This is a genomic window from Halonotius pteroides, from assembly GCF_003605635.1.
Lineage (GTDB): Archaea > Halobacteriota > Halobacteria > Halobacteriales > Haloferacaceae > Halonotius > Halonotius pteroides.
On record NZ_QMDW01000001.1, the window covers coordinates 91,832 to 106,678 of the forward strand.

Sequence of the window (14,847 nt, forward strand, 5' to 3'; positions counted from 1 at the left end):
CAGTGGTACACAATCGACTGACCGCGCTGATCAACAATACATCCGGGCGACAGTGGCTCCTCATACTGGGAGTAGCAGCGGTGCTCGGTGCCAGCCTTTTTGGGTTGGTCGCCACCGAGTCCGTGCTGGTGGTCGAAGATATCGAAACCGGCAAGACGTATCTCGCTGCGCCGGTTACAAACGGAAGCACTGTGGCGCTGGAGTATACCCACAGCGTCGAGAAGACCAGAGTCTACGACGGCTACCGTGTTGACGGTGAGACATTAATCAATACGCGTATGGAGTTTGAATCCTACGGCTGGGGACTGCCTGCCCGTGTCAACGTGACAACGGTCAACGGCACATTCGTGTACGACCCTGAGGAGCCGATTGCCGAACTGACAGAGCTTTCGGTCTCTCCCGGCCGGATCGCCGACCACACATTAATTGTTGATGGGTCACGACATGACCTCGTTGCCCGCACTAACGCCCGTGACGTGTCCATCCACATCGAACGCCGATCCCGCATCAACCGCATCATATGAGCACATCCACACCCGCCGACGACGGCGACGAATCGGATCCAGAGCTGTCCCATGCGGAAGCCGACGAGCTAATCGACGAGATTGAACGCCGGCGATCGTTACAAGGGATCGCCGCGGTCGCCGTCGCGGCCATCGGTATCGTGTTTTCGGTCTTCCAGCTGTTTCTGGCGGCCAAGAGCTTCACGTTCACGGTTCCGCTGCCGCTGATTGCTGACTGGGAGATTTCCCTGCAGTTGCTTCAGGCCAATGCGGTTCACGTCGTCTTCGCGTTGGCGATCACCTTCCTGCTGTTCCCGGCGAGTACGGGCGATGGGATCGTCGCCCGCAACCTCGGCCGGATCGTCCCCGCGCTGTCTGACGCTGTCGGCGAACACCATCCACTCACACGGGCGGCAGCCGCCTTGCGGCGTGGCTTCCGGTGGGCCTTCGTCGACCCCGAGATGGAGCGGGTCACCGCCTTCGATATCGCCTGCATCCTCGGGGCGGTGTTGTCGGCGTTTTATTTCCTGACGGAGTTTGCCGAGATCCAGAATATGCGGGTCTTCGGGATCGACTCCGGCCGACCGGTGACGGCGATCTACACGTTCCTTGATCCGATCCTCGGCAGCGTCCCCTTTGTCAGCGAATACTCCTATGCGATGGCTCTCGGGGTGATGGGTATCCTGCTCGTCTTGGAGGCGACCCGGCGGACACTTGGGCTGCCGCTCATGTTGATCGTGGCAGGTTTCATCGTCTACGCGCGGTGGGGGTTCCTCATCAGCGGTAACACGCCGTTCCTCGGCCTGCTGGCGATCCCGGAGCTAACGTGGCCGGATATCATCCAAAATCTGTGGTATAACACTGAAAACGGCGTCTTCGGCATCCCGGTGACCGTCTCGGTGAGCTTCATCTACATCTTCATTCTCTTTGGCTCCTTTCTCGAAATGAGCGGTGCTGGTCAGTGGTTCATTGATCTTGCTTACGCTGCGACCGGCCAACGCAAAGGCGGCCCGGCGAAGGCGAGTATTCTGGCCAGTGGCTTCATGGGGACGATCTCGGGGTCGTCGATCGCCAACACCGTGACGACCGGTGCGTTCACCATCCCACTGATGAAGCGATCAGGCTACTCCCCGGAGTTCTCCGGGGCTGTTGAGGCCTCAGCGTCCTCGGGGGGGCAGATCCTCCCGCCGGTAATGGGCGCGGCCGCGTTTCTGATGGTACAGTACACCGCGACGCCGTTTGCGGATATCATTATTCTGGCGACGATCCCCGCGGTCGTCTTCTTTTTCGGCGTGTGGGTGATGGTGCATCTCAAGGCCGTTCAGGAAGGTATCGGCGGGCTCGAAGAGGAGACCGTATCGATGGGCGAACACCTCAAACGCGGGTGGTTTTACCTCGTGCCGATCGGGCTGCTGCTGTACTACCTCATCATCGAGCGGCTGTCAGTTTCTCGGTCGGCGTGGTTCACCTTGGTCGCTCTCGTCGCGTTGATCGCGGTTATCTCAGCGTACAGCAAGGACACACGTGGACGGCTGCTTGGCGTCCTCGTCGCCGTCGTCACCGCCGAGTTGGCGAGCTTCACACTTGCCGGCGTGCCGGTTACCGGACTGCTCGGAGGAACCACCGCGGGCCTTCCGCTCGGTGAGGCCGCAGGAATTGTCGGCTCCCGGCTCGGCTGGTATATGATGATCGCGGGGGCGGTGACGCTGCTCTCGAAGCCGGATCTCGATGCCTCGCTACTCGACCTCAATCCAAAGGTCACCGAAACGACAACAATGCTATCGGAGAAGACCGGGCGTGATCTTGACACCCAGCCGGCTCGCCTCGGCGCGTTCGTCGTCAAATCAATGGACGAGGGAGCCCGCACCGCGGTACCGGTCGTCATCGCCGTCGCCGCCGCCGGTATCATTCCCGGTGTCATCAGCGTCTCCGGGCTCGGCCCAAACCTCACCTCGCTGCTGCTCGCGCTGTCGGGCGGCTCGATCGTGGTCATGCTGTTGGTGACCGCCATCGCCAGCATCATCCTCGGGATGGGGATGCCGACAACGGTGACCTACATCATCCTCATCTCGATGTTGGCAAGTCCGCTCGTCGAGTTCGGGATTCCGCTGTTGGCGGCGCATCTCTTCATCCTCTACTTTGGCGTGATCGCCGACATCACGCCGCCGGTGGCGGTGGCAGCCTACGCGGCCAGCGGCGTTGCCAAATCCGATCCCTTCGAGACCGGCGTCAAGGCGTTCTCGCTGTCGTTAAACAAGGCGGTTGTCCCCTTCGCGTTCGTGCTCGCCCCGGGGGTCGTCCTGCTGCGAAAGAAGGCCAACGCCGCCGAGTTGCCGATCCGCGATCAGTACCGCGTTGTCGGGCTTAACGACCTGGCCGAACTATCTTATTCGGTGCCGGAGATTCTGGTACCCGTAATCGGCGTCTTCCTTGGGGTGATCGCCCTCGGAGCAACCGTGATCGGGACGCTCTACACCCGCGTTGATGCGGCCGGTCGGGCTGGCTTCGCGCTCAGTTCGCTGCTGCTGATGGCTCCACGGCTTATCTCAGAGAGCGTTTTCGACCTGGTGGGACTGGTTGGGGTAAGCGTCTCGGTGAACGCGTTGCTGTTGGATCTGACACTCCGGGCGGTCGGCTTTGGGCTCTTCGCCGTCCTCGTGGTGCGAAACCGACAGAAACGTGATGGCGAGCCGGACAGCGATGAAACCCTCGCTGCCGCCAGCGCGTCGAACTGACACCGCTGCCGCTACGTTTAGCACGCTGTAGCCCCGATGACGACTATGTTTGCGGCACTTGATGACTTCCTTCGGTTTGACCCCGGCGAGCGGGGCGTCGGAGCGTTACACGCTGCCGCGAACCCCAACACACCGCCGGTCGAAGCCGCCGCACAAACGCTCCGGGAGGTGGCAACTGACGGTGACGCTGTGTTGTTGACAACGGGGTTTCCGATTCCACCGGATTGGCAGCCGGAAACTGATGGCCCGCCAGGGACGGTTGTGCTGGCGCGCGCGCTCCAGGAACTCGGTGCCAAGCTGGTGATCGTCGCCGAGCCACGGGTAGAGGCACCGATCGACGCGGCTGCTGAGGTGTGTGAGCTTGCTACCCTGCCGTTCGAGTCGGTGTCACCGGACGTAACGACGACAGCGACCAGCGAAGCACTCCTTGATCGCTACGAGCCGGGGGCCGTCATCGCTATCGAACGACCGGGGAGGACGGCCGACCACACATATCGAAGCATGACGGGCACCGACATCACAGCCCACGTCGCGCCGATGGATCCACTGTTTGCGCTGGCATGTGACCGTGAGATCCCAACGATCGCGGTCGGCGACGGCGGCAATGAGATCGGGATGGGTGGTATTCGGTCGGTCGTCGAAGCCGAAATCAAGCACGGCGAACAGATTGCCGCCACCACCGCCGTCGATCACCTTGTCGTCGCTGGCGTCTCAAACTGGGGGGCGTATGGGATCGTTGCCGCGCTCGAACACCTGATCGGCCAAGCGCGGCTGCACCACCCATCGACCGAACGGGAACTACTGGCAGCCTGCTGTGCCGCCGGCTGCGTTGATGGCCGTACGGGCGTCGCAGAACCATGGGTTGACGGTCTATCGACGGCAATGCACGAATACGTTGTTGGGCTGTTTAGGGAACTCTTAGGCCACGAACGGACAGAAACGGAAAGCTAGGACAGGGATTTGAACCCCGGAAGTCTCGATTACAAGTCGAGTGCATGAACCGCCCATGCTCTCCTAGCGCAGTCGGTAGTTACGGGTCATCCTTTGAGTGTGTATCGTTTTCGATCCGTTTTCGCAGCTCGATCCGATGGGGATCGTAGCCACGACGATCATAAAATTCTCTGGCGGCCTCGTTTGCGGTCAACGCCTCAATCGAGACTGTCGCCGCGCCACGGTCGGCCAACGCCTGCTCGGCGGCCGCCAACAGTCGGGTTCCGAGCCCCTTGTTTCGGGCGGGCGGCCGAACGTAGAGTGTCGTGATCGTCCCGGTCGGCTCGGTCTGGCTGTATGTGCCGGCATCGACATGGAACATGACAAACCCACAGATGCCGTCCTCACGGGCGACATAGACACCATCGGTGACGACATGGCGGGCGATTGTCTCGGTCGCCGATGTTCGGTTTGGCTCGGCCTGCAGTCGTGAGCCATGCTGTTGTTGATCGGCCGCCAACGCGACCCAGCAGTCAGCGATCGCATCGATATCAGCAACAGTGGCGGGTTCAACAGGCATCGCGTTGTCAGTACTCACAGGACACCTCCATGGGCTGAGACACAGAGTGCGGGCAAGCGTGTTGGCTGTCGTGTGCCAGATAGCCGAGCACAGCGCGGTCGTTCACCGCGTGCGGGCGAACTGATCGGCACCTTCGTAAAACCAGAGATCGTTCTCTCGCATCGCGGTGCCGACCTTCTTGTGCATGGTCATAATGTCATCAAATTCCGCTGCCTCGATGTGCTCAAAGATGTCCCGCAGCGGCACGACAGTCTCGTGGTCGATCCGGATCGGATCGTCGCCGTACTCAGCGACGAATGCATCGACATCGAGTGGGAAATCGTCCTCCTCGTCGACCTTCTTGGCGATCACGGCGTGGCCGTAGACGCGGCGGCCCTCGCTACCCTGCTCGCCGTCGGGATCGTGTGGCCAGTCCATGTCGTGAGATAGCAAGCAGGGGAAGTTAGTCTTACGCTCCGGTCGGCCACGGCGGTCAGTCAGCCGTCGTCGACTCGGCGGTGTCGCTGCCGCTGATCGCCTCGATTATCGGGAGCTGAACCCCCTCAGGTTCGGTGAGCCGGGCCCAGACAACGATCGTCGACGGCAACACGAGAATCGACGACAGGAACGCATACAGCACGCTCAGCGATATCAGGATGCCGAACGCGCCGAGGGCAGGGTTGAGCGCGAGCACCAACACACCGATCCCAAAGACGGTGGTGAGCATACTCCCGGTGAGCGCGCCGCCAGTGCCGACAACCGTCCGCTGGAGAGCGGGATACAGTGCTCGGTCGTGATACTCATCGGCAAACCGGTGGACGACGTGCACCGCGTAATCAATGCCGATCCCGACGGCGATCGCCAGGATCGTTCCGTTGATCGCGTTAAACGCCAGCCCAACCGCGCGCATCGAAGCCACAAGCGCGACAACGGTGACGAAGATCGGCACGACATTCACCACCCCCAGCGACGGCCGTCCCTCGATCACCCAGTAGGCAACCACGAGAAAGCCCGACGCACCGGCCAGCGTGAGAATAAGGCTCTGGATCACCGACTCAAGCACCAGCGAGAGCGCCTCATCGAAGATGACGACGCTGCCAGTGGGCTGTACAGTCGCCCGGAACCGATCGGCGACAGCGTAGGCGTCGGCGGTGACCACGTCATCTTTGGCCTCGCCGTCAACGGTGTAGATCACCTGCGCGCTCCGGCGATCCTCGCCAAGGAAGGTGCTGAGATCGCCGTCCTCCGACGAGAGCGCGTCGTAGATCCGTGGGAGATTGCTGTCAGGAATACCGTTGTTGTTGCGGTCATTGCGATCAACGAGGGCGCGAAACTCCGGATCACGCTCGGCGCGATCCTCGATAACAGAGATAATGCTTTGTGTGTCAGCCTGCCGGCCCTCGGTTCGAAACGTCTCCGGTGGCGACTGACTGGCACGATAGATCTGTTCAAGCGCGGAATCACGCGTCATCGAGCCCTCGACATACATCAGCACCTGACTGTCCTGTTGGTAGTTCCGATCAAGGTAGTTGTTGATGCGGACGTACTCGAATGTTGCCGGCGGCCGGATCGGTTCGGGCAGATACTGGAGGTACGCCGGGGTTTCCTCTGCGGGCTGGAAGTCCTCCGAACTAAAGCCCGTCTCAACGCCGGTCGCGTAAACGCCACCGGCAGCGGTCGCAACCACGATCAACACCAGAAAGACCAGCGGGCCGCGCTTCGAGACGGTGACGCCGACAGACAGCAGTTGACCAAGCAGCGACCGCTCGGAGCCCAGTGGCGTCGTAGCAAACGTCGGGATCGGATACCGCTGGCGGGCGCGGTCGACGGTCACCTTCAGCGCCGGGACAAAGACACCAAAGATCAGGAACGTGAAGACGATCCCAACGGCAGCGACGATCCCGAAATCCTGTGTCGGCGGAAACGCGCTGACGACGTTTGCAAGAAAGCCGATCGCGGAGGTGCCGACGACGATGGCAAAGGCGACCGACATCTGATCGGTCGTTCGCAGCATCGACTCGGAGATCCCTAATCCGGTCACCCGCTCCTCGCGGTAGCGGTTGATCGAGTGAATCCCGAAATCGATCCCGATCGCGATGAGGATCGGCGGCACCGCGATCAACAGGACGGCAAACGGGATGCCGGCGTAGCCAATAAACCCGAACGTCCACAACAGCGTCATCACGATCGCCAACAGCCCGATGGCGATATCGACCGGATCACGGTAGGCGACCGCCAGAAACAGGATAATCAACAGCAGTGCAGCCGGCAATACAACACTCGTTGTCGTGCCCGTGGTGCTCGGCGGTGTCCCCTGTACCCAGATATTTGAGGCGTCGTCGGTAACGACGCTTTTGATCCGATCAACCTTGTTCGGCGGATACTCCGAGCCGCCACCGGGGCCGCCGCCGGAACCCTCACCGGGGCCAGCGAGGTGACTGACGCTGCCGCGACTCGATGTTGCCGACGCCGACTCGCGGTTGAAATCATCGCTCAAACTGGATGTGAAGCCGTCGTCATCGACAGCAGCCTCCCGGACGGCCGCATCGATCTGTGTTGGTGTCGCGCGTTCGACCGCCCGCAGCTGCGCGTCAGGCGTCGTCGCCGATGGAGCAAGCGTCTCAGCGACGGTGATCGCCGGCGTCGACACCTCATCAACGCGCAACGAGTTCGTGTTGACGATGCGCTGTCGGGTTTTCAGCATATCGGTCAACGCGGCTTTCGAGAGCACATTCTCCGACGCCTGGACGAGTGTCGTACTCGTCGTCACCTCGGTAAATGTCGCGCTGAAATCCTCGTTGATGTCTTCAACCGCCTGAAAGGAGGGCAGATCCTCGATGAACTGCTCTTGGCCGCTTTCGGTCGTAATCGAGCCAAGCCCGCCAAGAAACAGAACGGTCACCAACAGAAAGCCGAGAACGACCGTTTTTGATCGGTTGACGATAACTGAATCAACCCGATCGATCAGCCACTGGTATTCCATCTAGTGCTGGGTACTATGTATTCCGGCGGCGACCGGATAAGCATGTCTTCTCGCAGGGTCACTGGCGACAACCGATCGATAACACCGCGGCCGTGTTTCACTCGGTGAAGCCAGCCCGGAAACGACAACGCATATGCGGTGGCCCCGATAACGGCTGACCAGCATGGACGAACGCACACGGGAGTATCTCCGCGGCCGGTTTGCCGACTACTACCGGGCAGCGGAGCTACCGCTGCCGCCGGCGGCCAACGAACGCGAGTGGGGGCATATCCCGTGGACGCCGGGGTCGGGGACGACGATGGTGCGCCACCAGTCGCAGTTAGATCTCGGTGACATCGGCGGGTTTCTGACCCGTACCGCACCACGACATGTCTACTTCTCGGCGGCCCGTTACGACGACCCGGGAGCGAGCACAATGGGCGCAAAGGGGTGGCGCGGCGCGGATCTCATCTTCGATCTTGACGCCGATCACCTCCCCGGCGTCGACCCGGCTGAAACGAGCTACAAGGAGATGCTGGCGGCGTGTAAGGACGCCCTTCGGCGGCTGCTCTCCTTTCTTGAAGCCGACTTTGGCTTTACCGACCTTCGAATCGTCTTCTCGGGCGGCCGCGGCTATCACGTCCACGCCCGTACCGACTCAGTTCAATCGCTGGACAGCGACGCTCGCGGGGAGATTGTCGACTACGTTCGCGGGCGCGGTCTTGACACCGATGGGCTCATCCGCACCGCCTCGGCGGGTGGCGCGACACAGCGACTGCTCCGCACTGAGGGTGGGTGGGGGCGGCGTGTCCACGACGAACTGCGGTCGCTGACAGCGGCGCTCCGAGACTGCCCAGAGACCGACGCACTCGATCGGCTCACCAGCTTCGACGGGATCGGCGAGGGACGAGCGGAGACCGTTCTCGGGGCGTTGAAGACCAATCCACAGGCGATCGAACAGGGCAACATGGAGGCCGGCGGGCCGGGGATTCGGCTGTTGGCTGACGCCTTGGCCGACCGCGTCGTCGACAACCATGCCGCGCCGATCGACGAACCGGTGACGACCGATACCCACCGCCTGATCCGATTGCCAGGGTCGCTGCACGGCGGGAGCGGGCTGGTCGTCACACCGATCGACCGCAAGAACCTCGACAGCTTCAAGCCGTTGGTCGATGCGGTACCCGAGCGATTCACCACCCAAGAGGTTTCAATCGAGGTCGAGACAAGCCAAGCAGTGGCTCTCGGTGGCGACACGATTAAGTTGAACCCCGGTGTGCATTCAGTACCGGAATCAGTCGCCGTCTTTCTGATGACGCGCGGCGACGCAGCCAAAGCCCCAGCATGAATCTTGACGAACTCCGCTCCGTACAGTCCAAAGAACGGCGGAAAGACAGCCTCCAGCAGCTGCGGGACTCGTTTTATCAGGATGTCGCGGCCTACATTCAGGATCTGCGCGCCGAGCGCGACCGCCGGGCCGAGCAGGTCGACAACCCATTCAGCGATGACGAGGTACGGCAGTGCTCCGATAAGCTTGATACCGCCGAAGAGGTTGCTGAGGCCCTTTATGAGCGACGCGTCGGCAAGGTCGTCAAACTCGCCTCGTTTGCGGCCGCGGATATGTCCGCCAGCGAGGAGGGGATGACAACCGAAGAACAGGAGCTGTTCGACGACCTCGTCGCGCGGATCAAACGGAACAAGATGTCCGTCCTCGATGTGCTGGCCGGCGAAACAGACGCTGACATATCGCCACCGACCGACACCGCCGACTCGCCGGTATCCACACCGACCGAATCGACACCAGCAGCTGAGTCACCGGCAAACTCACCGGCGACAGCCGATGACGACCCGACTACAATCGGCGGCGCAAACGCCCACGATGCGGGATCGCAACCGACGCCACCGGAAACCGATACTGAGGCCGACGATGTCTTAGCCGGTGCGATGGGCGGGGCGACCGACTCCAAATCGAGTACGGAGAATCGATCACCGGCCGCGGAGCCGCCCAGCGACCCCGCGTACGCTGGTGACAGCGATGCCGCCATCGCCGACACGACGCCGGCCGACACCACCGGCGACGACGGCGTCCCGACGCCTGATGGCGGGAGCACGGTGCCGTCCGAACAGCCCAGCGACCCACCGACAACACAGCCAGCGTCGCCAGCAACCCCTGAATCGGATGGATCGCCCTCGCCAGCACCACAGCCCGAGCCAACAACGACCGAATCATCGTCGACTGACTCGCCGCCGACTGAATCGTCCGCAGCCGGAACAACAGCCACAGCCGCGATGACACAGCCAGAGGCGGCCGCTGAGTCAACGGCAGACGGCTCGGTGGCCCAGCAATCAACGCAGGAAGAAGCCGACGCAACGGCCGAATCGGTCGCCGCGGCTGCCGATCCAACACCGCGGACAGTGGTGCGGATCACCGACGATATCGGGACGATATTCGGGGTCGACGAGCGCGAATACACGCTGCAAGCGGAGGATGTCGTGACGCTGCCCACCACTAACGCTGAGGTGCTGCTCCAACAGGACGCCGCGACAAAACTGGAGTGAGACCCGGTTGCCCACCGCCGGTCTCAGCTAACATAGAAACACCACTATTGTCGACGACGGACTACCTAATACAACGAGAGAGTCCCGCCCTTACCGTGAGGCGGGAGTGTTCCGATCCTCTATCGGAACCGAACGCCGAACAGGGCGGGCGTGAATCGCGTGCGCTCCACTGAACCATCCACCGCACCGCTGCTACTCCTGAGTCTCCAATGATTCTAACCCTGCTTTTAGAACCGCTGTGTAGGCTTCTGAGAGGTCTAGATCGTTCGCTTCTGCATAGTCTTTGACTCGACCACCGAGCGTGTGTGATATATCGATGTTTGGTCGCATACGAAAAGACTTTAAGACTAAAAGTATAATAATCTGTTGTCGTGAAGCGCACCAACACTTTCGCCGTGCGCCCGCTCACCGGCGACGATGAGCAAGTGCTACGGCAAGTGTTGGACGCTTCGGCCGCGCTCTGGAACGAGATCAACTACCAGCGGTTGATACGATATAACGACGAAGACGGCTTCGAGGGCGAAGACGTATGGGACGCCGATACCGGCCAGCTCGAAGGCCAGTACAAAGGCGTCCTCGGTGCCTCAACCGCCCAGCAAGTGATTGCAAAAAACAGTGAGGCATGGCGGTCATTCTTCCGACTCAAAGAGCAGTTCCACGATCCTGACAACCAGCAAGTCACCGAACACCCGGAACCGCCGGGATTCCGTGGCAACGAGGACGACGGGCGTGTTCTCAAGGGAGTAATCCGCAAGGACGCTTACACTGTTGAGTGGGGCGACCGATCCCGGCTTGAGTTTGTCGTTGGCGAGGAACTGCGAGACAAACACAGCAGCCCGAAAGGCCGCTTCCGACTCGAAATCGTTGGCGACCCTAACTGGCCTGAGTATGACGAGCAAAGCCGCCTTGAGTTGTGGTACGACGAGACAGATGAGGTGTTCAGAGCTTCGCAGCCTGTGACTGTTTCTGACGATACACAGGCAACTCCACTGGCCGAGGAATCGGCCGCTCTGGATATTGGCGCGAACAACCTCGTTGCTTGCACTACAACGACCGGTGAGCAATATCTGTATGAAGGCCGTGAGCTGTTCGACCGCTTCCGTGACACGACGCGAGAGATCGCCCGCTTGCAGTCCAAACTCAAAGAAGGCCGGTACACCAGCCAGCGTATCCGGCAGTTGTATCACCAACGTACTCGCCGCCGCGATCATGCCCAAGCCGCACTGTGTCGTGACTTGACCGAACGGTTATACGATGAGGGCGTTGACACGGTGTATATCGGCGGTCTGACCGACGTACTTGACACGCACTGGTCGGTCGAGACAAACGCCAAGACGCACAATTTCTGGGCGTTCAAGCAGTTCACCGGGCGGCTGGCTACGACCGCCGAAGAATACGGGATCGCTGTTGAAGTCCGATCAGAAGCGTGGACGAGTCAAGAGTGTCCGCGGTGTGGGTCAACAAATCGAACACACCGGCGTGAGGACTTGTTAATGTGCCAGTGTGGGTTTGAAGGACACGCCGATCTCACCGCTAGTGAGACGTTCTTAGCGCGGCAGACAGAACAGGCAGTCAGGCCGATGGCACGGCCCGTGCGGTTGGAGTGGGACAGCCATGAGTGGCTGGAGACATCACACTCTCATCGTCCCAAACAACAGCGCACAGACCAGAGTACTGTCACCAGCGACGGGAATCTTGCCGCCGGGGAATCGGCCTAGCCGAGACTCCCACGGGGGAAACCGCGCCGTTCACGGCGTGGAGGATGTCATCGACCGTGGTCGAAACACCTCGTGTCCAGCAAAAACAGCCGTTCAGTAGCCGCGGTCGATCAGGTAATCGGCGACATCCTCCAGCAGTCCGCGGGCATCGTTGTCAGGAAGCACCGAGAGCCGACGCTTGCTGCGTTCGGTGAGTTCAGCTGCGGTCTCGCGGGCGTGGTCGATGCTGCCAGCGGCCTCCAGCTCGGCGACGGCGTCGTCGATCTCGGCTTCGGTGACCGCTTCGACGCTGTCGGTTTCAAGCAGATTGTCGACATCGACACCGTGCTGGCGGGCATGCAGCGTGACCAGCGTCTCCTTGTCCTCGACGAGATCCGAGCCGCGTTGTTTGCCAAGTGTCTCGCTTGGGACGGTGAGATCCAACACATCGTCTTGGATCTGGAAAGCCTGTCCGGACTCGATGCCGTACTGGTACATCGCTTCAACCACCTCATCGTCGGCACCCAGTAGCTCGGCTGGAACGGCTGCGGAAGCCCCGTAGAGGACAGCAGTCTTGTGTTCGACCATCTCCAGATACTCCGCCGGCAGCAGGTCGCTTCGGGTTTCGAAGGCGATATCGAGGGCTTGGCCCTCACAGATCTTCGTACAGGTCGAGGAGAGCAGTCGCATCGCTGCCAGCGCGTTGGCCGGCTGGCCGCCGGTGTCGGCCATGATCTCGAACGCTGAGGAGTACAGCGTGTCGCCGGCAAGAATCGCCGTCGAGGTGTCGTACTCATTGTGCACCGCGGGCACGCCCCGTCGGAGGTCGTCGTCATCCATGATATCATCGTGGATCAGCGTGAACGATTGGATAACCTCCAGTGACACCGCCGCCCGCATCAGATCGATCTCAGCACCGGACAGGGTCGGAAATGCCCGGTAGTCCCGGGTGGCTGGCTCGACATCGGCAAGCGCTTCACCGGCCAGCAGCGTGACCGTTGGCCGAAGTCGCTTCCCGCCGGCTTTCAGCAGGTATCGGGAGGCCTCATACAGGCGTTCCGGCGTTTGCAGCGGCAGTTCCTCGTCGATGGCCTCGTTGATGCGGCTGCGCCGCTCATCGATCGCCGCCAATACCCGTGATTCGGTCGTGTTTGAGGTCATTAGGTCACCAGTTAGAGTCGTTCCAAATGGCACTGCGGTGGCGCACTCGGCCGCGTCCGGAACACCTCCACCGGCCAACGGGCGCTGCACAGACGGATGGTACCGCTTGCGTGATCGTCTCGTGCCCGCCAATCGGTGGGAGTTGATTATCCATAGGTCATACCACAGCGGCTGACACGACGGCCGGAGTAGCGTGTCACCGCAGCCGTCGTGTCGCCGGACGACCGAGCCAGTGTTGCCGGTTCGGTGGTACCGATCCGTTGTGCGTGTGGTAGTAAAAACTCCGTGGCTTTAGGCGTCGTCAGCCGCGGCGTCGGCGGCCGCCAGATCATCCTCGGGAACACCTGTTTCTTGGCCGTCCGCAAAGCTGATCATGTAGGTTGCATCGCCAAACATGTTCTCGACGACCTGCGTGATCGTGCCCGTTTCGCCGTCATAGTCGCTGTGTTTGTCGTCCAGCACCACGGTATCGTCTTTCTCAAAGCTCATACCTGACCTTCCGGGAGCACCAACAAAAGCGCGTGGATTTGGGCTAGTCGGCGTTCGAGACCGCGGTATGGTACGGCTGGGCGGCGATCAGTTCGCGAAGCTCAGGCAAGGAGTCGCCACCCTCGCCGTGCATCGCGGTCATCACCGCGCCGACCTCCTGTCTGGAGATCTTCACACCCCGGTCAGTAAGGGCATCTTCCGGGCGGCTTCGGAGCTCACGAAGCGTCCCAACCGCAAGCAGGAACGGCACCCCCCACGCCGCCATGGTGTTGCCGTGTCGCAGCGGCATCGCCTGCAGATAGCGTTCGGCATCATCAAGGAACGACCGGGCGTGGCTGACCGTGCGGCTGACGACGGTCGCCGCACCCTCTCGGTTGTCAGGATCGACGACAGACTCCTGATCAACACCTTCCTCGGCGAGCCATTCAGCCGGCAGGTAGACGTTGTTCTCCTCGGTGTAATCGTCGTAGACATCCTTTGAGATGTTGACCAACTGTAGCAGCAGGCCGAAATCGACAGCTGTGTCATACAGCTGTTGGCGGCGGTCGGCGGCGATCTCGCCGCGGGTCAACAGGTTCGTGATGAGCGTTCCAACGGTGCCGGCGGCATAGTAGCAGTACTCTTCAAGCTCCTCGCCGTCGTCGATCCGGAGCCCGCCAGCATCGGCGTGTCGCTCGACGAACATCGCCATCCCGTCGACCAGTTCGCGCACCGGTGGAATAATCGCTGCTTGCACATCATCTGGCCGTTCCCCAAAGGCGGCAGCGATACGGGGGGCTTCGTCGACGACAATCCAGTCATCCGACTGCTCTTCGCGGGGGGGTAGCCACTCGTCGACGGCCGAGCGAAACGCATCGATATCGGTGTCGACCTCAGGGTCGATCGCCGCATCGTACGTATGGAGGAGGTCGGCCTGTGTGGCAGGTGGGATGTGGTTTGCGTCCTCAATCGTGTCAGCGACACGACAGAGAAGATACCCCAGACAGATGTGTGTCGACATGGGTTCGTCCAACGCGTCGATCGTCAGCGCGAACGTGCGGGAAACCCCTTGCACCGCTTCGTGGCACCACGCGAGGTCGGCTTCGGGATCGGCGCCGGGAGGACGGGATTCGTGATCCGTCATTCAAGTATCAATCCGTAGGGTGCGGGGCATAAAAAGTCTCTTGGGGTCGACCGGCCATCGCACCACCGTAGCAAGCCGGCGATCACCACACAAACCGTGGGAAGATTCTTTTATCACCACTGCTGTTCTCCG

Annotated in this window: 12 protein-coding genes and 1 tRNA gene; 6 read left to right on the forward strand and 7 right to left on the reverse strand. The window is 61.3% G+C overall.

The window, feature by feature from the left end; translation table 11 throughout:
- Positions 1 to 29 precede the first annotated feature (29 nt).
- Genes DP106_RS00455 through DP106_RS00465 form a run of 3 tightly spaced genes read left to right on the forward strand, consistent with a single transcriptional unit; the run spans position 30 to position 4,189 of the window.
- Positions 30 to 524 (forward strand): DUF1850 domain-containing protein, encoded by a 495-nt coding sequence (locus DP106_RS00455; RefSeq protein ID WP_120082790.1) that lies wholly within the window; start codon positions 30 to 32, stop codon positions 522 to 524.
- The gene (locus DP106_RS00460) at positions 521 to 3,238 is read left to right on the forward strand and encodes a TRAP transporter permease (protein WP_120082551.1); all 2,718 of its coding nucleotides are present in this window, start codon (positions 521 to 523) and stop codon (positions 3,236 to 3,238) included. Before DP106_RS00455 ends, DP106_RS00460 begins: the two co-directional genes overlap by 4 nt.
- A 45-nt stretch (positions 3,239 to 3,283) precedes the next feature.
- Positions 3,284 to 4,189 (forward strand): DUF4392 domain-containing protein, encoded by a 906-nt coding sequence (locus DP106_RS00465; RefSeq protein ID WP_165857782.1) that lies wholly within the window; start codon positions 3,284 to 3,286, stop codon positions 4,187 to 4,189.
- On the opposite strand, the gene DP106_RS00470 is transcribed toward DP106_RS00465, so the two are convergent.
- The 4 genes from DP106_RS00470 to DP106_RS00485 form a co-directional block, all read right to left on the reverse strand.
- A tRNA-Thr gene (locus DP106_RS00470) sits at positions 4,184 to 4,257 on the reverse strand. The two genes, DP106_RS00465 and DP106_RS00470, sit on opposite strands and share 6 nt — an antisense overlap.
- A gap of 11 nt (positions 4,258 to 4,268) precedes the next feature.
- Positions 4,269 to 4,766 carry a GNAT family N-acetyltransferase gene (locus tag DP106_RS00475; protein ID WP_321167541.1) on the reverse strand — a complete coding sequence of 166 codons (498 nt, stop codon included), beginning with the start codon at positions 4,764 to 4,766 and terminating at the stop codon, positions 4,269 to 4,271.
- Between the two features lie 84 nt (positions 4,767 to 4,850).
- Entirely contained in the window at positions 4,851 to 5,165 is a 315-nt protein-coding gene (locus DP106_RS00480) for a DUF5785 family protein (protein WP_120082554.1), read from the reverse strand.
- Between the two features lie 55 nt (positions 5,166 to 5,220).
- Complete coding sequence (locus DP106_RS00485) at positions 5,221 to 7,710, reverse strand: efflux RND transporter permease subunit (protein ID WP_120082555.1); 2,490 nt, start codon at positions 7,708 to 7,710, stop codon at positions 5,221 to 5,223.
- A 163-nt stretch (positions 7,711 to 7,873) separates the two neighbouring features.
- Here DP106_RS00485 and priS point away from each other — a divergent pair, with 163 nt between their 5' ends.
- The 3 genes from priS (at position 7,874) to DP106_RS00500 (ending at position 11,963) form a co-directional block, all read left to right on the forward strand.
- Positions 7,874 to 9,034: a DNA primase small subunit PriS gene (gene priS, locus DP106_RS00490; protein ID WP_120082557.1), complete on the forward strand. Its 1,161-nt coding sequence runs from the start codon at positions 7,874 to 7,876 to the stop codon at positions 9,032 to 9,034.
- The gene (locus tag DP106_RS00495; protein WP_120082558.1) at positions 9,031 to 10,245 is read left to right on the forward strand and encodes a DNA replication complex subunit Gins51; all 1,215 of its coding nucleotides are present in this window, start codon (positions 9,031 to 9,033) and stop codon (positions 10,243 to 10,245) included. The genes priS and DP106_RS00495 overlap by 4 nt, the downstream gene beginning before the upstream one ends.
- A 371-nt stretch (positions 10,246 to 10,616) precedes the next feature.
- Positions 10,617 to 11,963, forward strand: a complete 1,347-nt coding sequence (locus DP106_RS00500; protein WP_120082559.1) for an RNA-guided endonuclease InsQ/TnpB family protein — start codon at positions 10,617 to 10,619, stop codon at positions 11,961 to 11,963.
- A gap of 93 nt (positions 11,964 to 12,056) precedes the next feature.
- Here DP106_RS00500 and idsA3 read toward each other — a convergent pair whose 3' ends face one another.
- The 3 genes from idsA3 to DP106_RS00515 form a co-directional block, all read right to left on the reverse strand.
- A complete protein-coding gene (gene idsA3 / locus DP106_RS00505; RefSeq protein ID WP_120082560.1) occupies positions 12,057 to 13,103 on the reverse strand; it encodes a geranylfarnesyl diphosphate synthase in 1,047 nt (348 codons plus the stop codon).
- 291 nt (positions 13,104 to 13,394) lie between these two features.
- Positions 13,395 to 13,592, reverse strand: a complete 198-nt coding sequence (locus DP106_RS00510) for a DUF1918 domain-containing protein (RefSeq protein ID WP_120082562.1) — start codon at positions 13,590 to 13,592, stop codon at positions 13,395 to 13,397.
- Positions 13,593 to 13,635: 43 nt separating this feature from the next.
- Positions 13,636 to 14,715, reverse strand: a complete 1,080-nt coding sequence (locus DP106_RS00515; RefSeq protein WP_120082563.1) for a phytoene/squalene synthase family protein — start codon at positions 14,713 to 14,715, stop codon at positions 13,636 to 13,638.
- Between the last annotated feature and the right edge of the window lie 132 nt (positions 14,716 to 14,847).

Excerpts from the sequence above, each read along its gene's own strand:
- DP106_RS00460 (WP_120082551.1), top strand. The coding sequence starts at position 521 with ATGAGCACATCCACACCCGCCGACGACGGCGACGAATCGGATCCAGAG.
- DP106_RS00465 (WP_165857782.1), top strand. The coding sequence starts at position 3,284 with ATGTTTGCGGCACTTGATGACTTCCTTCGGTTTGACCCCGGCGAGCGG.
- DP106_RS00480 (WP_120082554.1), bottom strand. The coding sequence starts at position 5,165 with ATGGACTGGCCACACGATCCCGACGGCGAGCAGGGTAGCGAGGGCCGC.
- DP106_RS00485 (WP_120082555.1), bottom strand. The coding sequence starts at position 7,710 with ATGGAATACCAGTGGCTGATCGATCGGGTTGATTCAGTTATCGTCAAC.
- priS (WP_120082557.1), top strand. The coding sequence starts at position 7,874 with ATGGACGAACGCACACGGGAGTATCTCCGCGGCCGGTTTGCCGACTAC.
- DP106_RS00495 (WP_120082558.1), top strand. The coding sequence starts at position 9,031 with ATGAATCTTGACGAACTCCGCTCCGTACAGTCCAAAGAACGGCGGAAA.
- idsA3 (WP_120082560.1), bottom strand. The coding sequence starts at position 13,103 with ATGACCTCAAACACGACCGAATCACGGGTATTGGCGGCGATCGATGAG.
- DP106_RS00510 (WP_120082562.1), bottom strand. The coding sequence starts at position 13,592 with ATGAGCTTTGAGAAAGACGATACCGTGGTGCTGGACGACAAACACAGC.
- DP106_RS00515 (WP_120082563.1), bottom strand. The coding sequence starts at position 14,715 with ATGACGGATCACGAATCCCGTCCTCCCGGCGCCGATCCCGAAGCCGAC.